Source organism: Timonella sp. A28, from assembly GCF_051200815.1.
In the GTDB taxonomy this organism is placed as follows: domain Bacteria; phylum Actinomycetota; class Actinomycetes; order Actinomycetales; family Cellulomonadaceae; genus Timonella.
In genome coordinates, this window is record NZ_CP195159.1 from 797,194 (window position 1) to 816,267 (window position 19,074).

The 19,074-nt window shown below is 50.4% G+C and carries 19 protein-coding genes, 6 tRNA genes and 1 pseudogene; 14 read left to right on the top strand and 12 right to left on the bottom strand.

Features of this window, described 5'->3' with window-relative positions; all coding sequences use genetic code 11:
• Nucleotides 1-196: 196 nt before the first annotated feature.
• The gene (locus tag ACR9EC_RS03790) at nucleotides 197-1,210 is read left to right on the top strand and encodes a hypothetical protein (RefSeq protein ID WP_435300184.1); all 1,014 of its coding nucleotides are present in this window, start codon (nucleotides 197-199) and stop codon (nucleotides 1,208-1,210) included.
• Between the two features lie 157 nt (nucleotides 1,211-1,367).
• Nucleotides 1,368-1,505, top strand: a complete 138-nt coding sequence (locus ACR9EC_RS03795) for a hypothetical protein (RefSeq protein ID WP_435300185.1) — start codon at nucleotides 1,368-1,370, stop codon at nucleotides 1,503-1,505.
• A 277-nt stretch (nucleotides 1,506-1,782) separates the two neighbouring features.
• Here the strand turns inward: ACR9EC_RS03795 and ACR9EC_RS03800 are convergent.
• The 6 genes from ACR9EC_RS03800 to ACR9EC_RS03825 all read right to left on the bottom strand — a co-directional run bounded on the left by ACR9EC_RS03800 (nucleotide 1,783) and on the right by ACR9EC_RS03825 (nucleotide 2,417).
• Nucleotides 1,783-1,854: transfer RNA gene (locus tag ACR9EC_RS03800), tRNA-Val, on the bottom strand.
• A gap of 23 nt (nucleotides 1,855-1,877) precedes the next feature.
• Nucleotides 1,878-1,951, bottom strand: a tRNA-Cys gene (locus ACR9EC_RS03805).
• A gap of 39 nt (nucleotides 1,952-1,990) precedes the next feature.
• Nucleotides 1,991-2,062, bottom strand: a tRNA-Gly gene (locus ACR9EC_RS03810).
• 75 nt (nucleotides 2,063-2,137) lie between these two features.
• Nucleotides 2,138-2,209: transfer RNA gene (locus ACR9EC_RS03815), tRNA-Val, on the bottom strand.
• Between the two features lie 23 nt (nucleotides 2,210-2,232).
• Nucleotides 2,233-2,306: transfer RNA gene (locus tag ACR9EC_RS03820), tRNA-Cys, on the bottom strand.
• Nucleotides 2,307-2,345: 39 nt separating this feature from the next.
• Nucleotides 2,346-2,417, bottom strand: a tRNA-Gly gene (locus tag ACR9EC_RS03825).
• A gap of 195 nt (nucleotides 2,418-2,612) precedes the next feature.
• On the opposite strand from ACR9EC_RS03825, the gene ACR9EC_RS03830 reads away from it, so the two are divergent.
• Both ACR9EC_RS03830 and ACR9EC_RS03835 read left to right on the top strand, forming a co-directional pair.
• On the top strand, nucleotides 2,613-3,710 hold the full coding sequence (locus ACR9EC_RS03830; RefSeq protein ID WP_435300186.1) for a chorismate-binding protein: 1,098 nt from the start codon (nucleotides 2,613-2,615) through the stop codon (nucleotides 3,708-3,710).
• Nucleotides 3,707-4,564: an aminotransferase class IV gene (locus ACR9EC_RS03835; protein ID WP_435300187.1), complete on the top strand. Its 858-nt coding sequence runs from the start codon at nucleotides 3,707-3,709 to the stop codon at nucleotides 4,562-4,564. Before ACR9EC_RS03830 ends, ACR9EC_RS03835 begins: the two co-directional genes overlap by 4 nt.
• Before the next feature lie 35 nt (nucleotides 4,565-4,599).
• Here the strand turns inward: ACR9EC_RS03835 and ACR9EC_RS03840 are convergent, their stop codons facing one another.
• Nucleotides 4,600-5,280 carry a TetR/AcrR family transcriptional regulator C-terminal domain-containing protein gene (locus tag ACR9EC_RS03840; RefSeq protein WP_435300188.1) on the bottom strand — a complete coding sequence of 227 codons (681 nt, stop codon included), beginning with the start codon at nucleotides 5,278-5,280 and terminating at the stop codon, nucleotides 4,600-4,602.
• Between the two features lie 83 nt (nucleotides 5,281-5,363).
• On the opposite strand from ACR9EC_RS03840, the gene ACR9EC_RS03845 reads away from it, so the two are divergent.
• Nucleotides 5,364-6,071 carry an NAD(P)-dependent oxidoreductase gene (locus ACR9EC_RS03845; protein ID WP_435300189.1) on the top strand — a complete coding sequence of 236 codons (708 nt, stop codon included), beginning with the start codon at nucleotides 5,364-5,366 and terminating at the stop codon, nucleotides 6,069-6,071.
• Between the two features lie 17 nt (nucleotides 6,072-6,088).
• On the top strand, nucleotides 6,089-6,643 hold the full coding sequence (locus ACR9EC_RS03850) for a GNAT family N-acetyltransferase (RefSeq protein ID WP_435300190.1): 555 nt from the start codon (nucleotides 6,089-6,091) through the stop codon (nucleotides 6,641-6,643).
• Nucleotides 6,644-6,725: 82 nt separating this feature from the next.
• Here ACR9EC_RS03850 and ACR9EC_RS03855 read toward each other — a convergent pair whose 3' ends face one another.
• Together ACR9EC_RS03855 and ACR9EC_RS03860 are read right to left on the bottom strand one after the other, a co-directional pair.
• Nucleotides 6,726-6,926: a DUF378 domain-containing protein gene (locus ACR9EC_RS03855; RefSeq protein ID WP_435300191.1), complete on the bottom strand. Its 201-nt coding sequence runs from the start codon at nucleotides 6,924-6,926 to the stop codon at nucleotides 6,726-6,728.
• A 97-nt stretch (nucleotides 6,927-7,023) separates the two neighbouring features.
• Nucleotides 7,024-7,296 carry a hypothetical protein gene (locus tag ACR9EC_RS03860; RefSeq protein ID WP_435300192.1) on the bottom strand — a complete coding sequence of 91 codons (273 nt, stop codon included), beginning with the start codon at nucleotides 7,294-7,296 and terminating at the stop codon, nucleotides 7,024-7,026.
• A 119-nt stretch (nucleotides 7,297-7,415) separates the two neighbouring features.
• Between ACR9EC_RS03860 and ACR9EC_RS03865 the strand changes: the two genes are divergently transcribed.
• The 3 genes and pseudogenes from ACR9EC_RS03865 to ACR9EC_RS03875 all read left to right on the top strand — a co-directional run bounded on the left by ACR9EC_RS03865 (nucleotide 7,416) and on the right by ACR9EC_RS03875 (nucleotide 10,419).
• Complete coding sequence (locus tag ACR9EC_RS03865; protein WP_435300193.1) at nucleotides 7,416-8,081, top strand: HAD-IA family hydrolase; 666 nt, start codon at nucleotides 7,416-7,418, stop codon at nucleotides 8,079-8,081.
• Between the two features lie 62 nt (nucleotides 8,082-8,143).
• Nucleotides 8,144-9,304, top strand: coding sequence for an RtcB family protein (locus ACR9EC_RS03870; RefSeq protein ID WP_435300194.1), 1,161 nt, complete (start codon nucleotides 8,144-8,146; stop codon nucleotides 9,302-9,304).
• A gap of 277 nt (nucleotides 9,305-9,581) precedes the next feature.
• Nucleotides 9,582-10,419 (top strand): annotated as a pseudogene (locus tag ACR9EC_RS03875) (PPK2 family polyphosphate kinase).
• 24 nt (nucleotides 10,420-10,443) lie between these two features.
• Here the strand turns inward: ACR9EC_RS03875 and zapE are convergent.
• Nucleotides 10,444-11,520 (bottom strand): cell division protein ZapE, encoded by a 1,077-nt coding sequence (zapE, locus tag ACR9EC_RS03880; protein WP_435300195.1) that lies wholly within the window; start codon nucleotides 11,518-11,520, stop codon nucleotides 10,444-10,446.
• An 81-nt stretch (nucleotides 11,521-11,601) separates the two neighbouring features.
• On the opposite strand from zapE, the gene ACR9EC_RS03885 reads away from it, so the two are divergent.
• On the top strand, nucleotides 11,602-12,375 hold the full coding sequence (locus ACR9EC_RS03885) for a dihydrofolate reductase family protein (RefSeq protein ID WP_435300196.1): 774 nt from the start codon (nucleotides 11,602-11,604) through the stop codon (nucleotides 12,373-12,375).
• On the opposite strand, the gene ACR9EC_RS03890 is transcribed toward ACR9EC_RS03885, so the two are convergent.
• A complete protein-coding gene (locus ACR9EC_RS03890) occupies nucleotides 12,372-13,616 on the bottom strand; it encodes a hypothetical protein (RefSeq protein WP_435300197.1) in 1,245 nt (414 codons plus the stop codon). The genes ACR9EC_RS03885 and ACR9EC_RS03890 overlap by 4 nt on opposite strands.
• 161 nt (nucleotides 13,617-13,777) lie before the next feature.
• Here ACR9EC_RS03890 and ACR9EC_RS03895 point away from each other — a divergent pair, with 161 nt between their 5' ends.
• The 4 genes from ACR9EC_RS03895 (at nucleotide 13,778) to ACR9EC_RS03910 (ending at nucleotide 17,982) form a co-directional block, all read left to right on the top strand.
• Entirely contained in the window at nucleotides 13,778-14,458 is a 681-nt protein-coding gene (locus ACR9EC_RS03895; RefSeq protein WP_435300198.1) for a DUF3000 domain-containing protein, read from the top strand.
• 1 nt (nucleotide 14,459) lies between these two features.
• A complete protein-coding gene (locus ACR9EC_RS03900) occupies nucleotides 14,460-15,704 on the top strand; it encodes an HRDC domain-containing protein (RefSeq protein WP_435300199.1) in 1,245 nt (414 codons plus the stop codon).
• 153 nt (nucleotides 15,705-15,857) lie between these two features.
• Nucleotides 15,858-16,382, top strand: a complete 525-nt coding sequence (locus ACR9EC_RS03905; protein ID WP_435300200.1) for an enoyl-CoA hydratase/isomerase family protein — start codon at nucleotides 15,858-15,860, stop codon at nucleotides 16,380-16,382.
• A complete protein-coding gene (locus ACR9EC_RS03910; protein ID WP_435300201.1) occupies nucleotides 16,291-17,982 on the top strand; it encodes a 3-hydroxyacyl-CoA dehydrogenase NAD-binding domain-containing protein in 1,692 nt (563 codons plus the stop codon). The genes ACR9EC_RS03905 and ACR9EC_RS03910 overlap by 92 nt, the downstream gene beginning before the upstream one ends.
• 82 nt (nucleotides 17,983-18,064) lie before the next feature.
• Here the strand turns inward: ACR9EC_RS03910 and pflA are convergent, their stop codons facing one another.
• On the bottom strand, nucleotides 18,065-18,967 hold the full coding sequence (gene pflA / locus ACR9EC_RS03915; RefSeq protein WP_435300202.1) for a pyruvate formate-lyase-activating protein: 903 nt from the start codon (nucleotides 18,965-18,967) through the stop codon (nucleotides 18,065-18,067).
• Nucleotides 18,968-19,074 lie beyond the last annotated feature (107 nt).

Here is a 19,074-nt window from a genome sequence, read left to right on the forward strand (position 1 = left end):
CTAACCATAAATAGGGTGTGTCCCCCACACCTCGGCGGCTGCTTGCACACACGTGTGAGCAGCCGCTTTTTTGATCGTTCACGCACCCACACTTGCTAATGATAACGGTTCTCATATAGGGTCTTCGTGGAACTTAACCAAGGCCTAGGCTGCATTGTTAATGAGAATGAGTCTAGTTATCTTTAGAAAGAAATTCATGTCTTCATCGCGCAAACACCCAACAACGGCACTTGTGGCACTAGTTACTGGAGCCATCGCGGCAACAACCGCCCTCACAGCGTGCACAACAGCACAATCAGCAGAAGAAGCAGACACTTCAAACCCTCAGGACACCGAACACGCAGATCATTCGGATCATGATCACGGTGCAGACAACCACGCAGAACCACAAGGCAAAGAAGAAACAGACACGTACAAACCACGAATCGCGGTAACCTACGACGGCGGCATCCACATTCTTGATGCATCCACGCTCGAAGAAGTCGCTGACATCCCACTTGACGGCTTCAACCGAATTTCCGCAACCGGAAACCCCCGCTATCTCGCCGTTGCAGCCTCTGGCGGCTTTCGTCTTTTAGACATGGGCACGTGGACACACAAGCACTGCGACCATGATCACTACTACACCGCCCAGCCACAATTGCTAGATCTGTTAGTTCCAGCTGAAGAACCAGGTCACGTCATACCTAAAGCAGAGAACGTTACTTTCTTTGACGACGCAACAGGAAAAGCCTGGACATACACGATCTCCGATTTAGGAAGCAGCCACGACCCAGTAGCAACCTACACAGCGCAATCACCGCACCACGGTTTTGCCATCCAACGTGCAGATGGCAGCTACGTTGTCACTGAGGGCACACACGACGAACGCAATACAGTCAATGTTGCAGCAGCAGACGGAAAAGTTCTTACATCGAACAGCAAATGCCCTGGAGTACACGGAGAAGCCGTGGCCGCTGCTGAAACAATCACTGTGGGCTGCCAAGACGGCATTTTAATCGTCAAAGATAAAACGATTACAAAAGTCGACTCACCAACAGACTATGGGCGCATCGGGAACCAGGCAGGTGTAAAGGACTCCCCTGTCGTGCTTGGCGATTACAAGTCAGATAAAGACTCAAAAACAGAACAGCCAACTCAAGTTTCACTCACAGATGTTGAAAAAGAGACACTCACGCTTGTAGACCTCCCAGCAAGCTTACTCATTTAGGTCACTTACTCGTGACGCTGAAGGCAACGCAATCGTATTAGGAACCGATGGCAAGCTTCATGTCATTGATCCGAAGAAAGCGCAAATTTCTTATTCCATTCCTGTAGTTGATGCATGGAAAGAGCCAGCTGAATGGCAAAAACCACGCCCGACTGTTTTGTCGCTCAACGGTTCAATTTATGTAACAGAGCCAGCAAAGAACCGTCTTGTTGCCGTTGATATTCCAACAAAGAAAATTTGGAAAGAAACGCAACTTGATGTCGTTCCTAATGAACTCAACGGAGTCTCAGAGTAATTTCTAGCAGACAAGAGGGAAGGCAACCATTCGGTTGTCTTCCCTTTTGTCTTTTTAGTTCTCAACCCTTAAAAAGACGCTTCACACACTTCTTTAAGTCGCATAACGTGATGAAACCATCCATGTTCATGTTCTGTGGGCAGAGTTGATGGTGTCTGAGCTTGAACAAACGCGAGCAGGCGACATGTAAACGATCCTACGGAGACCCACCTTATCCGCAACACAAAGATACTTTTCCAAAATAAAAAACCCTTGATTTCTCAAGGGTTTCTTTTTGTGCGCGATACTGGGATCGAACCAGTGACCTCTTCCGTGTCAGGGAAGCGCGCTACCGCTGCGCCAATCGCGCAAGAACTCAAACAATCTGAGTCTTGGAGGTGGAGACGGGATTCGAACCCGTGTGGACGGCTTTGCAGGCCGCTGCCTCGCCTCTCGGCCACTCCACCACTGAGATATAAGGTACACAGACACAGTACCTGTCTCCGAGCGGATGACGGGATTCGAACCCGCGACCCTCACCTTGGCAAGGTGATGCTCTACCCCTGAGCCACATCCGCAAAACCGACTGAAAACTATTCAGCCATAAATAAAGCACCCCTACTATGGAGTGCCTGTACTACTGAGTGTAGTAGTGCGCGATACTGGGATCGAACCAGTGACCTCTTCCGTGTCAGGGAAGCGCGCTACCGCTGCGCCAATCGCGCAAGAACTCAAACAATCTGAGTCTTGGAGGTGGAGACGGGATTCGAACCCGTGTGGACGGCTTTGCAGGCCGCTGCCTCGCCTCTCGGCCACTCCACCACTGAGATATAAGGTACACAGACACAGTACCTGTCTCCGAGCGGATGACGGGATTCGAACCCGCGACCCTCACCTTGGCAAGGTGATGCTCTACCCCTGAGCCACATCCGCATGTTCACCACACAACGTATTTTTTCACGCTGGTCGCGGCGACATGTAAAACCATAATACGTTGATGGGGGTCATTACAAACTGGTATTCACCTATTGGAGAGAATCTCTAAGGTTTCCTTGGGTTTTCACCTCCACAGGCACTAGAGTTTTGACGATTCAATAGTCAGTTTATGACTCGAGATAGCGTGAGATAGTGATTGCAGACGCATATTTTGCTGGACAACGTGGCACAACCGTACTTGACTATGCGCACGGTGAGTCACTTTTTACCGCCCTTTCACAGGGCGGAAAATGGCTTATTGTTGCCGATTTTGACGAAATGATTCGCGGATGGAAATTTGACGCCCTCTTCAAAGAGAGCGTTCCTTCACCCCACGAGGCTTCTTCTAAACAATTTGATGAAATCTGGAGTGGACCAAAAAGTTCAACGTGGCGCACATCACTTGATGAAAATGGCTATAAAGCCGCTGTTCGCGCAACACGAGAGGCTGTTGCTGAGGGCACTGTGTATCAAGCCAACATTTGTCGGGTGTTGAGCACGGATTTATCGTCCCCGCAAAGCCCTCGCCTTTTATCGCGTCGTCTTGCTTCAGGGAATCCTGCACCCTATCAAGGGTATGCGCACGTTGAAAGCGATAACCCTGAAGAGCGCCTTTGGCTGGCTTCCGCGTCACCTGAACTATTTATTCGCATCACACAGTCGGACCACGGGCATGTCATCGAATCCAGCCCGATTAAAGGAACAGCGAAGGACACCTCTGGCTTGACTGCGAAAGACGAAGCAGAGAATGTCATGATTACTGACCTTGTCCGTAATGATATCTCTCCTTTATGCACGCCAGGGACTGTCGCTGTGCGGGACTTTTTACACGTCGAGTCACATCCAGGGCTCGTGCACCTTGTTTCAACGGTCGAAGGCCACATTCGAGAAGACATCCTTGGCACTAACTTCTGGAAGCACGTTTTTTCCTCGACGTTCCCGCCAGGTTCTGTATCTGGTGCACCAAAATCAAGCGCATTGTCGTTAATTAAAGAACTTGAAACCCACAAACGAGGACCATATTGCGGTGCTTTTGGTTGGGTTGACGCAGACGATAACACTGCAACGCTTGCCGTCGGCATTCGAACCTTTTGGTGGGATGAAGACTGCGAACATTGCTTGACTCCCTCGCTGCACTTTGGAACAGGTGCGGGTATAACGTGGGGGTCTGACCCGGACAAGGAATGGCTAGAAACAGAATTAAAGGCTGAACGTCTTGTGTCTCTTGCTTCTCGTCAGGAGGAATCATGAGTGTTGCGTGGATCAATGGGGATTTTGTCGATACAGCTGCCGTTAACGCATCCGCCTATGACCCCGGGCTACTTATTGGTGAAGGGTTGTTTGAAACTCTCGCAGCTTATAACGGCCGTGTTTTTGCGTTAAGGGAGCATCTATCGCGCTTAGAGTCCTCTAGTGAGGCTTTAGGCCTTGAATCGTTGGACTTCTCTGCCATTCATCTTGCAGTCCAACAGGGTGCTGAACGCTTAAGCGGGTCTCCTGTTGCTCGGATACGGGTAACAGTATGGCGTAGCGCCCTCAGCAGCACTCTTCAGACTTCTTCTACACAGGTGGCTTGCTCAGTGCTTGCCGAGCCGTTCGTTGCCCCACACCTTGGCACTGTCAACGACACGCCTGCTCGTCTTGTCACTTCACAGTATGTGCGCAATGAGCGCTCTGCTCTTACTGGCCATAAATCAACCGCGTATTTTGAAAACACGCTTGCCTTGCGCTCTGCGCTATCGCAAGGAGGAACTGAAGCACTGTTGCTGAACACCCGCGGCGAGGTGTCCGAAGGTTCTACCTCAAATATTCTCTTTGAAATCGGAGGCGAACTCATTACGCCTCCCCTATCATCAGGCTGCCTACCCGGTGTCACCCGACATATTTCATTGGCGCTTGCCCAAGAAAACAATATCCCTATGCGGGAAGCTCACGGCGATGAATTAACCATCGCATCAACGCAAGCCGCGAGCGCTGCATTGTTGGGAACGTTCCGCAATGTCCAGCAGGTTTCGCAGTGGGATGGGCGGCCTATGACTGAGGGGCGCTTGATTACAGCTTTGATGGATGTTTTTGCCACGCATCAGCACAAGTTTTTGGACTAAGCCTCATTATTCATCCTCTAAAGTTGCAGTGTTTCTCATTTTTCATCAGGTTTAAGACCCTGCACAATGAGTTCCAATCCAAAATTAAATTCATCATCAGTGTTGGGGGCGCTATCGCCCAGAGTTGCGCGTTCTTGGGCTACTTCTGCGAGATATGGGTATTCGTCGACGGGTAGTTGTTTTAGGAGTTCGATAGCGGCGGTTTTTTGGTCTCCTAGATGATCAAGTTGAAGTGCGTTTTCTTGCAGAACGCTGCCGTAAACATAGCTGTCTAGAACGGCTAAGGCGTGGATTGCCATGGTTGTTGAGAAGCCTGACCTGCGCAACATCCCGAGGATTTGGTTATGGTGCCGCAAAGTGGCAAAACCTGGTTTGCTTCGAGAGTCGATCATCCCGGTAGCCCAGGAATGTTGACGAAGTACGGTTCGCGTTGATTGGGCTATGTTGCGCAGGCCTTGAGTCCATTCTTCGTTTTCGGGTGGCAGTTTAATCTCTGCGATGACTGTATCGATCATCGCATCCAGCAAATCGGCGCGGTTTGATACGTGGTTGTAGAGCGACATTGCTTCTACTCCTACGGAGGTTGCAACAGCGCGCATAGTCACACGTTCGACGCCGAGGTCATCTGCTATGTGTATGGCTGCTGCCACTATAAGTGCTCTATTTAAGGTGCCCTTTTTTAGTTTCTGCAAAGCTTTGGGTTTGCTGTCTGTCATGTTCTTCTCTCACACCAATTGACATACTTACACCGTAAGCATACGGTACTTACATTGTAAGTTTTATAAACAGAGGAGGACCCATGAAGAAAATCAGCATCATTGGAATCTCGGGAAAGCTGGGGCAACATCTTGCCCGTGAAGCTTTAAAAATGGGATACGAGGTCACCGGTGTATGCCGCGAACAAAGCGTTCACAAACTTGGCAACCTCGTCGACAAAGTCACGATTTTTCCCGGTGATACAAATAACCCCGATGTCGTACGCAAAGCAGTGCAGTCCAGTGACGGAGTACTCACAGTGCTCGTTCCTTGGGGTCTAAAGCACTATTCATCAGGAACCGCACGCGCAGTTCTAGAACATTCACAACCCAACGCTCGTTTAATTTTCTCGTGCGGATGGCACGTTCCTGGTCACCCTGAGGACCACTACTCGCACACACAGTTGCTGCTGCACAAAACAATAACTAAAACCATGCGCACATTACGCATTATGGATATTGACGATCAGATTCATGCCGCCCGTCTAATACAAAAGAGCAAATCTATGTGGACCCTTGTGCGCGCAAGCACGCTCGAAGAAGGACCTTCGCAAGGCATGCCTGTATGGGCAGAAAATGTAGGGCATCCCAAACTCAGGAGCGACAGAACACGTCGCATCGATTACGCCAAGTTCATGCTTAGCACTCTCACGCAAGATCAGTTCATGAGAAAAAGTCCTGCCATCGTTGGTTGCCTCAGCGAAAGCGCTTTAGCGTACGAGCAGGACTCGACCATGCGAGAAGAAAAATGATCTCGAAAAAAGTGCAAGTGTCAAAGCCACTGGAAGAACATCAGCAAGCTCTAGCACAGTTAAGCGCACACGCATTCGCAGACGACCCAATCACCTCATGGATTTATGAGTCATTAAGCGATAGAACACAATTATTGGCGCAAGGCTTTCAGTTTGCATTCATGGAAGGCATCAGCAACGACACAGCACTAGCTGCATTTATTGACGACACAGTTGTTGGCGCAGCGCTATGGCATGAACATACACATGTAGATAAAAAAGTGATTCCAGATTCTCCGTTTACGCAAAGACTGCAGGCAGTCGAAGAAGCCACTAACGCACGACACCCTATGTTTAACCACCTTTATGTCCCAGTGGTTGCAGTGCATAGGGAGCATCATCGCCAAGGTATAGGCGGCACTCTAATTTCCGCGATTCTTGCTGTCTCTGACGTACAGAAAAAGCCTGTATATCTTGAAGCGTCGTCACATGAAAACAGAAGTTTCTACCAGCGTTACGGGTTTCGTAACCATGGCAATCCCATCATCATAGAGAAACATGGTCCCGTGCTCTATCCCATGCTTTACTCATGATGGCTGCGGGCCTGCACATACAAAAATCCGGTGGTTTGAGTACCTGAACCTTTGCTCAAACCACCGGATTTTGCGCTTATTACTAGTTTTGCTTCTTCAGGTTTGCGAAGTTCGCTAGTGCGATCACTGCCGATACGCCGACTGCAATGTAGACGATCTTTGACAGAGTTGACCCTTCTCCAAAGATTGCGTCTACGAGGTTGTAGTCAAACGCTCCGACGAGGCCCCAGTTGAGTCCGCCGATGATGGTGAGAGCAGTCGCGATACCAATTAATCCACGCATAGTACTTTCCCTTTCGTGTGGCTACGTAAAAATAATGCTAGCCAGGCTAGGTAATTTTTTCCAGTTGAAAGTAAGAAGTACCCATAAAAAATTAAAATTAGTTCGATTTTCGAGAGAAAATACGCCTCAAAAGCCACATAAAGAGCGCAGAGGCTGCAATAGTTAACGCCGTCTTCTCAAATGAACTAAAGCGTGGAACACATTCGCCATCACTTACAGATGGATCAGCTTCAGACACGCACATAATCGTCTGGTCTCCCCACAACACCCAAACGGCCAAGACCATCATCACAGCAAGAAAAATTAAGCCGATACGTGATGCAACAGGGCCAGGCGTAGGAGTTTCATCATCTTTATCTGAAGCAGTCATACACAAAGATTACGGCGAACGAACAGCAACTAGCATCAATTTCATACAATCATCTTCGCTATCGACACAAAACGAGATACAAAGGAGACAGTACACCCTGACAACAAACGGAGAACACCATGCCCTTATCGCACACCGGAACAGCTTTTCTCTTCGACATGGATGGCACACTAGTCGACTCCACCGCAGTGGTCGAAAGTTTGTGGCGCGATTTTTCACAACAGCACAATTTAGATTTCGTTGAGCTCATCGACTATGCGCATGGACGTCAAACTCTTGATACATTGCATCGATTCATGCCGCACAGCCCCCACGCAACCCTCGTCGAATTAGCTCAAAACCTAGAAGCTCAAGAACAAGTACGCAGCGACGGCATCGTCGCAGTCGACGGAGCTTACGATTTTCTTACTGCAGTTAATGAGCACAACATTCCTCACGCACTTGTCACAAGCGCCAGCAGAGATCTTGCTATCGCTCGCATGAGTATCGCTGGCCTTCCCTTACCTCCGGTACTTGTCACCTCAGAAACAACCGACCTAGGTAAACCTCACCCAGCTCCCTACCTTGAAGCTGCACGGCAGTTAAGCGTTGAGGCATCGACATGTATCGCTTTTGAAGATGCTGAAGCCGGTTTAGCGTCAGCTATTGCTTCTGGAGCAGCAACCATCATCGTTGGCAGCCACGAAAGCCACAGCACTGCACACCTTGGTCGCATCACCTCGTATGAGCATACGACTCTACGCAAAGACGGCGCCGTCATAACTCTTTCGTTAACGTCGCTTTAAAAATTCAGGTGATTTCTTTCGTGTGTGGCACATATAGTTGCCACACACAGAAAGGAAGGAACATGAGTTTTCCAGTTACTCTCTCGGGCACCAGCACTCTTATGTGGGCTCAAGAGAGCGACATTGAGCCTGAGGCACTGACACAGCTAAAAAATATTTCTGCGCTGCCATGGGTACACGGTGTTCGAGTAATGCCTGACATTCACCTAGGAAAAGGTGCAACTGTCGGGTCTGTCATTGCGATGAAAGACGCGGTCTCCCCCAATGCTGTTGGCGTAGACATTGGCTGTGGCATGATCGGCGTACGAACTTCTTTGACCGCATCAGACTTGCCAGATGATCTCAGCGCGCTTCGGCACGATATTGAACGCAGCATCCCTGTAGGGTGGCACGGGCACAAAGAAGCCCTCCCCGCAGGAGATGCGCTGTGGAGAACCTTCAATTCTTTACATGCTCACGTGCACAGCACAGAGACGCGGATCAAACGACAATTAGGGTCACTCGGTGGAGGAAACCACTTCATTGAGATATGCCTTGACGACAAAGACACCGTCTGGCTGCAATTGCACTCTGGCTCTCGTGCTGTTGGCAAAATGATCGCCGAATGGCACTTTTCCAAGGCAAAAGACCTCGAACACAATTTAGGTTTACCAGATCGCGATCTCGCTGTGTTCTTGTCTGGGACGACCATGATGGATAACTACATTCATGACTTGTCGTGGGCGCAGCAGTACGCTTCAGAGTCTCGAGCGCAAATGATGCAGATCCTGCAACGGGTCATAACGCATCATTTCCCAAACAAAGACGTGACCTTTGAACAAGTTGCTAATGTTCACCACAACTACGTTCAGCGCGAGCACATTGATGGCGAGGATCTGATCGTTACTCGTAAGGGAGCGATACGTGCTACGCAAGGTGAATACGGTCTCATACCAGGGTCAATGGGAACGGGGTCATACATTGTCAAAGGCTTGGGAAACCCTGCATCATATTTTTCTGCTTCACACGGAGCTGGGCGTCGGATGTCTCGAACCAAGGCAAAGAAAACCTTCACGTTAGAGGATTTAGCTGCGCAAACCTCTGGGGTTGAGTGCAGGAAAGATGAAGGCGTTCTAGACGAGATTCCAAGCGCATACAAAAACCTAGACGACGTCATTGCCGCGCAAACAGATCTCATTGAGGTTGTTGTGCGATTGCAAACAATTTTGTGTGTCAAAGGTTAAGACTTCACGAAACATACCGGAAGGTGGCTGCTAAAAAACAGCCACCTTCTGTGTTCGGCATTCACTGTCGATCGCGCACTCGACTGTGCGCACGAACTCGTGTGGGCGCAGACGCTCGCCATTATGACGAGGTATCGCGCACTACACTCTCCCATAAGAGCAGAATATTTTTAGACGCGCCACAGACTCGCTTATGGGCAGTCGAACCAGTTCATGTCATTTATGGTGTTCTGCATATGTACATCTGTCCTGAGGGAGTCCACCTTTGTCGCACGAAATTGCCCGATCTATTGCGCATCATACGCTCTATGCCCCTTCGACTACGTTAAAAGATATTGACCCCAGCCTCACCCCTGGGTGGAGTGGTACCCGAAAGAAAGCCGATAAAGAACTCTCAGCCATTGGGAAAGAACTGTCCAACCTGCAAGAACGCCTGTTTGCGCGTGGAAGGCACGGCGACCCACGATCAATTCTTCTTATATTGCAGGGAATGGACTCTTCTGGGAAAGGCGGGATCGTACGGCATGTCATCGGAGCCGTGGATCCGCAAGGTGTGGCACACCAGTCTTTCGGTAAGCCCACGCCCGAAGAATTACAGCATGACTTCTTGTGGCGAATAACTAAAGCGCTCCCTCACCCTGGCTTCATTGGAGTTTTCGACCGGTCGCATTACGAAGATGTACTTGTCGCCCGCGTCAACGATTTAGCACCAGATGCAGAAATCGAACGCAGATACAATGCGATCAACAACTTTGAACATGAACTGACCACGTCAGGTGTCACAGTTATCAAAGTCCTGCTGCACATTTCCCGTGACGAACAGCGCGCGCGTCTTGAAGATCGGTTAAATCGTCCTGACAAATACTGGAAATATCATCCCAGTGATGTCGACGAACGACTTAAATGGCCCGCCTATGAGGAAGCTTTTCCAAGTCATGCTTGACCGCACCCACACGGAGGCTGCGCCTTGGCACATTGTTCCAGCCAACAGCAAAAGGTATGCGCGCCTAGCTGTTTCAGAGCTTTTGCTTAACGCTCTTGTTTCGTTTAATTTGCAGTGGCCTGAAGCTACCTTCGACATCAATTTAGAGCGTGCACGACTAGCAAACTCGTAAGTTCTCTCTACTGCACGTCTTGGTTTACTGCACAGGCTCGTTTACAAGTGTTCTTCCTGTTTGCGCCAGTGAACCAAGACGAGATAGAGCACGATAATACTTTTTACGGTATCCGCCCTTAAGCATGTCGTCAGAGAACAATCCGTCTAGGCCGCTTCCGCCAAGGAGTACGGGCACGTCTCGGTCGTACAGCCTGTCGACTAGTACAACGAAACGCAATCCCGTGGATTGATCGTTTAGTGGGTGCACGTGCGTAAACGCAACCAAACCGATCCCGTCCAGCATCGCTCCGTAACGGCTTGGGTGCACGTGCTTTAAGTGTTCCAGCACTTCGTCAAAAGTATCGAGTGTGCGCGTACCTGAGATATCGAGGTTGCGGGTTTTCTCTGCGAGTGTTTCGTCGTCTAGGCCAGGCATTGTTTTGGGGACGGAGCGGCGGCGGTAATCTTCGCCGTCTACGCGCAATACTTCAAAGCGTTGTGCCATTGCCTGGATTTCTCGCAAGAAATCTTCGGCGGCGAATCGTCCTTCGCCAAGGGAGTCGGGCAACGTATTAGAGGTTGCTGCGAGCGCTATTCCACGGTCTGCGAGTTCTCGTAGGAGTCGTGACATGAGGACGGTATCGCCGGGGTCATCGAGTTCAAATTCGTCTATGCAGACGAGTGTTTTTTGTGAGAGTGCGTCGACTGTTGTGGCAAATCCTAATGCTCCGACGAGGTTTGTGTATTCGACGAAGGTTCCGTATGCGGTTCGTTCGAGGCCTACTTCGTGAGCGAGTGATGCGAGTAGGTGGGTTTTTCCTACGCCGAATCCGCCGTCCATGTAGATGGCTGGGGCTTTTTTGGTGGTCATCCGGAATCGGGTTTTCCACCCGGTGTTGGAGGTGTTGAGGGTTTTTGCGACTGCGGTGAGCCTGTCCAGTGTTGTTTGTTGGCTTGGGTAGGTGGGGTTTGCGCGGTAGGTCGAGAATCGAGCGTCGTCGAAGTGGCGCGGTGGGATGAAGTCGTTGAGCAGGCGGTCTGAGGAAACGTGTGGGGTGATTGCGCTCAGCTGCTGTGATGATGCGACTGTGGTGGTTGCCGTTTGGGACTTTAGACTCACAAACCTACATATTACGTTGCTGACAGTTGGTAGCGTTATGAGGTATCACACAGTGGTTTTTGGTTTTGTTGGGAGTCGGGCATGAATGCTCAGCCTAGTTTTGTGCGGTTGTTTCCTGTTGGTGGTGAGGTGATTGGGCAGTCTGAGAATGAATCTGTTCTTGCAGGTTTGTATGCCTATCCAGGTGCAGGCCGGTGGGTTCGTGCGAACATGATTTCGACTATTGATGGTGCTGTGGCTGGCGATGATGGCAAGTCTGGTTCTATTAATGGGCCTGCTGATTTTCGCGTTTTTGAGGTTCTTCGTGCGTTATGCGATGTGGTGGTTGTTGCTGGGGGCACTGCTCGTGCGGAGGGGTATAGGGCTCTTCGTGCACCTTCACGGCTTCACGGTTTGCGGGCTTCGCTTGGGCTCACCGAACATCCTACGTTGGTTGTTGTGAGCGGTTCTGGCACAGGACTTGATGAGGTTATTGCACCGCGTGAGGGTGTTCCTGCGCCTTTTTTGATTACTTCTGCGCGCGGGGCGGCGGCAGCAACCGTGGATACGGATCGCGTTATTGTTGTGCCGGACCATGATGGGGCTTTATCGGCTACAGACGTTATGGGCGCTGTTGAGGGTTTAAATTTTCGCAGGATTTTGTGCGAGGGAGGCCCTCAACTGTTGGCTTCTTTGCTTGATGCTGGTGTCGTTGATGAGGTATGTGTGACGACTGCTGGCGCGGTTTTTCCTGGTCCTGCGGGACGTATGTCGTCAAGCGCACACATGTCAGGTGGTGTGCCCCAGCGGGCTCGCTTAGCGCATCTTTTGTTTGGTGATGACACATTGCTTGCCCGCTGGGTTTTAGCGCCTTAGAAACCTGTTCCGGTTGGGTGCGGGTAGTGTTCTTTAAATTTGCGACGCTGATTGACCAAAGCAAGTTTGACGTACATGCGTCGTTTCAGTGATGTCTCGATGGGGTTATCGAGTGGGTTTACATACCGTTGTGCTTGGATCAGGTGTGATAGTTGTGCGTTGAGGTTTGGTTCGCGCACATAGTGGTCAAGCATGCTTACGGGTACGACTGAGTACAAGATTGTTTGGTCGACGAGGCGCTGACCAGTTGAACGCCCGTATACGTAATCTTCGACGAGGGCACGTGCTGGGTTTCCACCTGCTGCGGTCATGTAGTAGTTGTTGCGTCCGATACGCGGGTTTACTTCGAAGAATTTGAAGTGTCCGTCGCGTGGATCTATTTTGACGTCGAAGTTCGCGAAGCCGTGATAGCCGGTGTGTTGCAAGAAGGCTGCAGCTTGAGCAAACATGTCGTCGTCACGCATGGTGATCATTGCGGCTGGGTTACCTAACCCGTTTGGTGTGTGTTCTTCGAGGAGAACGTGCGCGCCACCTAGCAGTGTGATTGCTCCGCTACGGTCCACGTAAGCAGTGATGGATCGCATTTGTGTGTCGTCGCCAGGGATGAGTTCTTGGACGACAAATCGTCCAGTAAATCCGGCGTTGCGCAGAGAAGCCCACAGGTTGTCGAGTTCTTGTGGTGTCGCGATTTCGAAGACTTTCATTTTGCCTTCGAATTCAATGTCTTGATAGTCGGCGCTGCTCGCTGCTTTAGCGATGACTGGATACTCGAGGTCTACTTGCACAGGCTGCCATTGGTTGGTGTGTGCGTTCGAGAAGTCTTGGACGTACGTTGTGGGTACTGAGATTCCAAGTTCGTTGCAGATCAAGGCGAACGTTGCTTTGTCGCTGATGTCATCAAGGATTTGTTCGCCGAGGAAAGGCACAACGTAGTAAGGCTCCAGTGCTGCCCTGTTTTGTACGATGACTCGAACGAACCAGTCTGAGTTGGCAAGCAGGATAAGTACTTCGTTTGGTTTTTTGCGTTGCCCTATTTTGATGAGTTCTGCAACGATAACGTCTGGGTTGTAATTGTGCGCTACTAGGTGCACGTCACAGATTGCTGAGTGCGCGATTGGCCCGAGAGCAGCTGACGCAACAACTGTTGAGGTGACTGAGTATTCTTCGTGGAAGGCCCGCGCCAATGCGTAAATCCCGATGTCGGCACCGAGGATGACTGGACGGATGGCAGGCAATGACACGTTTTGTGGTCCTGGCAAGGTCTGTAACTCCGCAAACTCTCAAAAAATATAAGCGTTCACATGGTATCGCTTCGTGCTTCTTTCAGGGTCTGTCGATATTGATTTGATCTCCCCAGCGCGCCAAACACGATTCGTGTGATAGACGGACTTAATCTGGTTTCATGGATCCGCACTCGGTTTCCGCTCCGGCGGAGTTTATGGCAGCACTTATGTCGCTGCGTGGTTCCGTGGTGCGTCCTGAAATTTCGGTAGAGGAAATACCCGCACCGCGTGGAATCGCGCCGTTCAGTGTTGCCCTTGAAGGCGAGCTTAGTGATCTTTCTCTACTTTCTGTGGCAAGTAATGTTGCGCCCGATGAAGATTTTTCTGAAAGTGATGAGTTACCTGTAACGGGGAAGTTCATTGTTTTGCATGATCCTCACCGCCCCGCATCGTGGCAAAGCGATTTTCGTGTGGTGGTTTTGGTGCGGGCACAGATCGATCAAGAAATTGGTTCCGACCCATTACTCACCCAAGTGGCGTGGTCGTGGCTGAATGAAGCATTTCAATACTGTGGTGCCGAATACCATAATTTAGCGGGCACAGTGACAAGAACTGTTTCTGAGACTCTTGGTGATATCTCTCCTGCTCAGCATCGAGCGCAGCTGGAAATTCGTGCATCGTGGTCCCCTACATTTAGCAAAACTGCTGAGGGTATAGACTTAGACCTCGGTCCGCATCTGTCAACGTGGTCAAATCTGTTGTGTGCTTCTATCGGGTTACCTGTGGTTGCACAAGGATTCCCAACGTTACAAGGTGAGCGTGGCCCTCGACGCATAGTACAAGGCACTACATCTCACTAATATGACTTCTGATTCCGCTGCTGCTCCCACTTCTACACCTGAAGATCATTTAATTCCGCTTGATGAGCCGGCTGAGGGCACCCCGAAAGTCTTTACCACGCATGCCGAACTAACTCATACTGTGCGTTTGTTACAGGCTGGTTCAGGACCTCTTGCGATAGATGCTGAACGTGCTTCAGGTTTCCGCTACGGGCAACGCAATTATCTTGTTCAAGTGCGTCGCGAAGGTGCTGGCACTTTTTTGATCGACCCTGTCGCTTTACCTGATTTGAGCGAGATCTCTGCTCTTGGAGAGCATGACGAATGGGTTTTTCATGCAGCCGTTCAAGATTTACCGAGTTTGCATGAGCAAAACATTTTTCCGAGCCGTATCTTCGACACAGAGTTAGGGTCTCGGATCCTAGGTTTAGAACGCGTCGGGTTAGGATTCGTGGTTGCTGAACTGCTCGGGTATCGTCTCGCAAAAGAACATTCCGCGCAGGACTGGTCCACTCGTCCGCTGCCTACAGAGTGGCTCAAATATGCGGCTCTCGATGTTGAACTATTAATTCCGTTACGTCACACTTTGGCAGAGAAACTTGAGGACGCTGGAAAGCTTCAGTGGGCTTTACAAGAGTTTGAAGCCGTCCGCACTAAAGATTTCTCGCCAAAATATAAAGATCCGTGGCGTCGAGTTTCTGGCTTGCATATGCTCAAGAACAAGCGTGAGTTAGCGATCGCACGTGAATTATGGGTGGCACGAGACCGATTAGCTAGGCATCGTGATGTGTCTCCTAGTAGGGTACTGCCCGACCGGGCAATCATTGCCGCGGCAAAAGCTAAACCGAAAACAATCGGAGAGCTTTCCCATTTACACGCTTTTGGGGGGCCAAGTAATCGCCGTCGTGCAGCGCAATGGCAAAAAGCTATTGATAATGCGCTTTCGTTACCCGCAGATGAATTACCTGAACTGCGTTTGCCGAAAAAAGATGCTCCGCCTGCTCCCAAAGTATGGGCTGAACGTGACCCTCAAGCGGCACGACGCTTAGAAAAAGCAAAACTCTATTACGAACAGTTAAGTAGTGAGTTATCTATTCCTATTGAAAACTTACTCACTCCTGACACCCTGCGGAAAGTGTGCTGGCAGCCTCCTCGCATCGTCACAGCCTCACACATTGGCGATCATCTTGTGTCGTTAGGCGCTCGTCCATGGCAAGTTGAATTGGCGGCCACTCAGCTTGCCCGCATTTTCAACGAATCGTCGTAGTAAGCGTTCTATTCGTCGCAGAATCACAGCTTTCATAGTTCGTTCTTACGCTCATGCTGTTTACTGATACTGAGAGTATCGTATAGTTTGTATGACGTTGGTCACCCGCAGCCAACATTGGACAACGACGTCCTCATGTCAGGAGCTTTCACTATGGAACGCATCTTCACCGAAACAGTCACCCACACTTATACCCGCGACATTGAACTACCACACGACTTAGGTGTCCTCGCTCTCATCACACTAGATAACGGCGATGACCACAAAAAGCCGACGACACTTGGTCCTCAATCCCTGCATAACATTCAGCACGCTTTACACAACCTCCGAAAACGCGCTTTCGCCGGAGAAATCGCAGCCATAGGGATAACTGGAAAAGCGCATGTCCTCGCAGCCGGAGCAGACCTCAAAGCAGCAACCACAATTGCTACGCGGCAAGACGCACACGATCTTGGAAAAATTGGCCACGATACTTTTCGGATACTCGGAGAACTACCAATCCCCACGTTCTGCTTCATCAACGGTGTGGCCTTGGGCGGAGGATTAGAAATCGCGTTGAACTGTACATACAGAACAGTCAGTTCTGATGTTCAAGCTTTTAGCGTTGCCGGAAACGTCTTTAGGTCTTGTCCCAGGCTGGGGTGGAACTTACTTATTACCTCGACTTGTTGGCCTTGAAACAGCCCTCGATGTCATGCTGACTCGCCCTGCGCGCAATAAACCCTATAAAGCCCCTGAAGCAGTCGCTATTGGTCTTGCAGACGTTCTTTTTGACTCAGCTGACTTCTTAAAGGAATCAATCCAATGGGCCGCTCACGTCATTTCTGGAGAGGTAGTTGTCTCTCGTCCGTCCCCTACAGCACCTGAACGCTGGGATGCCGTGCTGTCGGCAGCACGCCAGCAGCTCTCCATGACCACACATGACACGCTGCCTGCCCCACACACACTTCTGAACCTTCTAGCACTCGGACCACATGCAACACGTGATGAAGGATTTGCAGCAGAAGACGACGCACTCGAACACCTCATCATGTCCGACGAGTTCCGTGCCTCCATCTACGCTTTTAACGCAATCAACGCAGCTAAACACCCCAAAAATGTGCCCAGTTCACATGTACAGCGCACAATACAACGCGTAGGTATCGTCGGGGCTGGACTTATGGCAGCACAATTAGCGTTGCTGTTCTCCCAACGTCTTGATATCCCCGTCATCATGCGGGACATAGATCAGCATCGTGTTGATAAAGGCCTCGCACATGTTGCCTCCACACTTGAAAAACTCACTCAAGAAGGTCGCCTAACCGAGCCGGAAGCCGCAAAGATTCGCGCTGGAATACATGGCACCACTCACATTGAAGACTTTTCGCAATGCGACTTTATTATCGAAGCCGTCACGGAGAACCTTCCCCTAAAAAAGGCTGTTTTTGCGGAACTGGAAGGAATCGTATCCGCTGAAACTATCCTCGCCACAAACACATCAGCGCTTTCCATTACGGCCATGTCGGCTGACCTCAAACACCCCGAACGTGTTGTAGGAATCCACTTCTTTAACCCAGTAGCACGAATGCCACTCGTCGAAGTCATACGCACATCACACACCAGTGAAGAAACACTCGCTACCGCATTCGCGCTCACTCAAACCCTCAAAAAAACCGCTGTCATAGCGGCTGACAGGCCAGGATTTATTGTCAACAGACTTCTGATCCTGCTGATGGGCAAAGTCGTCGAAACAATTGAACAAGGCACATCGGTAACTGTTGCAGATCAAGCTTTACGTCCGCTGGGATTACCTATGGGGCCATTCGCATTATTCGATCTCGTGGGGCCTGCCGTAGGACTACACGTATTAACAACACTGCGAGACGAGCTAGGAACTCGTTTCCCACATTCACCAGGCCTAGAACGCATAGTTGCCGACCAAAAAGCCGTATCGCACAAGCCTCATGGCACCCATCTACCGGCAGTAGTGGACCCGAGCATTGCACAGTATTTTGGTACAGACACTCCCCCAGATCAGCGAAAAGAACGCTCAGCAGCAGAGGTACTCGATCATGTTTTGAGCGCCCTAACAACCGAGATTGGGCTCATGCTCGACGAAGGAGCAGTCGCAGACCCCACGGACATCGATGTCAGTATGATCCTTGGGGCAGGATGGTCATTTGCGGCAGGAGGTATCACCCCATACCTTGACCGAACCGGATATAGCGAACGCATATTAGGGAAAAGATTCCACCCAGCTGGTGTCGCTTCCGTTCCCGTTGCTTCCACAACTCAATAAATCCTGAATACGCAAGAACTCGCTTGTACACAGTTAAGCAACCTATGTACAAGCGAGTTCTTTATGCATAAACATGTGCGGCTTAGTACACGTCTAAACCTTTAGCGCGGAACTGGTCACGAACACGTTCCACAACTTCCTTCGAAGGCGGTTCAACGTCATCCAATTCGTATTTCATGCCAAGGTTCGCCCACTTATCGCGACCCATCTGGTGAAAAGGCAACACCTCAACACGAGAAACGGTTGGCCACTGCGAAACATAATTCACAATGTTTTCAACATTTTCAACAGAATCCGTCAAACCTGGAACCACAACAAACCGGATCCAAATTTCTTTGCCCGCATCAGCTAAACGCTTACCAAATTCGAGTGTAGGTTGCAGCGAACGTCCAGTGACTTTCTTATATGTTTCCTCGTCCCCAGACTTTACGTCCAAAAGTACAAGGTCAATATTTTCAAGCATTTCGTCCGTGCACGAAGCACCCAAGAAACCTGACGTATCAATACAGGTGTGAATGTCCATCGCTTTTGCGCCGCGCAACAATCGTGCCGCAAATTTCGGCTGCATAAGCACTTCACCACCGGACAATGTGATGCCGCCATGCGTAGATTTAAAAACAGAACGATACCGTTTAATCTTTTTTAACAGTTCGTCTGCAGTAACCGGCTCGCCGTCCTTCATCTTCATGGTGTCCGGGTTGTGGCAGTACAGACACCGAAGAGGACAACCCGCCATGAACACCGTCATGCGTGTTCCAGGACCGTCAACAGACGTAACAAGTTCCCACGAGTGCACGGAACCAAGTTCGCCAGTGCGCATTTGTTCAATACGTTCAGCACGCGTTACTTCAGCCTCTGTAACACCAGAAAGTCCTGCACCTTTAGTGCGGTTCTCTGGAGCCTCAAAACCTGTGTCACCAACTACGCCATTCGACGCGCAATTGTCGACGACTGTGGGCATCCCCAGCGAGATTGTCTCCGTCATCGTTTTTCCCCTCTTGGTGTTCACTACACCGCATGTGCTGCCATAACGCTGGCAGTGCGTAAAGGCTCGGGGCCGGATGCCGGATGGCATCCGGCCCCGAGACCTAC

Excerpts from the sequence above, each read along its gene's own strand:
- ACR9EC_RS03790 (WP_435300184.1), top strand. The coding sequence starts at position 197 with ATGTCTTCATCGCGCAAACACCCAACAACGGCACTTGTGGCACTAGTT.
- ACR9EC_RS03835 (WP_435300187.1), top strand. The coding sequence starts at position 3,707 with ATGAGTGTTGCGTGGATCAATGGGGATTTTGTCGATACAGCTGCCGTT.
- ACR9EC_RS03840 (WP_435300188.1), bottom strand. The coding sequence starts at position 5,280 with ATGACAGACAGCAAACCCAAAGCTTTGCAGAAACTAAAAAAGGGCACC.
- ACR9EC_RS03845 (WP_435300189.1), top strand. The coding sequence starts at position 5,364 with ATGAAGAAAATCAGCATCATTGGAATCTCGGGAAAGCTGGGGCAACAT.
- ACR9EC_RS03855 (WP_435300191.1), bottom strand. The coding sequence starts at position 6,926 with ATGCGTGGATTAATTGGTATCGCGACTGCTCTCACCATCATCGGCGGA.
- ACR9EC_RS03860 (WP_435300192.1), bottom strand. The coding sequence starts at position 7,296 with ATGACTGCTTCAGATAAAGATGATGAAACTCCTACGCCTGGCCCTGTT.
- ACR9EC_RS03865 (WP_435300193.1), top strand. The coding sequence starts at position 7,416 with ATGCCCTTATCGCACACCGGAACAGCTTTTCTCTTCGACATGGATGGC.
- ACR9EC_RS03870 (WP_435300194.1), top strand. The coding sequence starts at position 8,144 with ATGAGTTTTCCAGTTACTCTCTCGGGCACCAGCACTCTTATGTGGGCT.
- ACR9EC_RS03885 (WP_435300196.1), top strand. The coding sequence starts at position 11,602 with ATGAATGCTCAGCCTAGTTTTGTGCGGTTGTTTCCTGTTGGTGGTGAG.
- ACR9EC_RS03895 (WP_435300198.1), top strand. The coding sequence starts at position 13,778 with ATGGATCCGCACTCGGTTTCCGCTCCGGCGGAGTTTATGGCAGCACTT.
- ACR9EC_RS03900 (WP_435300199.1), top strand. The coding sequence starts at position 14,460 with ATGACTTCTGATTCCGCTGCTGCTCCCACTTCTACACCTGAAGATCAT.
- ACR9EC_RS03905 (WP_435300200.1), top strand. The coding sequence starts at position 15,858 with ATGGAACGCATCTTCACCGAAACAGTCACCCACACTTATACCCGCGAC.
- ACR9EC_RS03910 (WP_435300201.1), top strand. The coding sequence starts at position 16,291 with ATGTTCAAGCTTTTAGCGTTGCCGGAAACGTCTTTAGGTCTTGTCCCA.
- pflA (WP_435300202.1), bottom strand. The coding sequence starts at position 18,967 with ATGACGGAGACAATCTCGCTGGGGATGCCCACAGTCGTCGACAATTGC.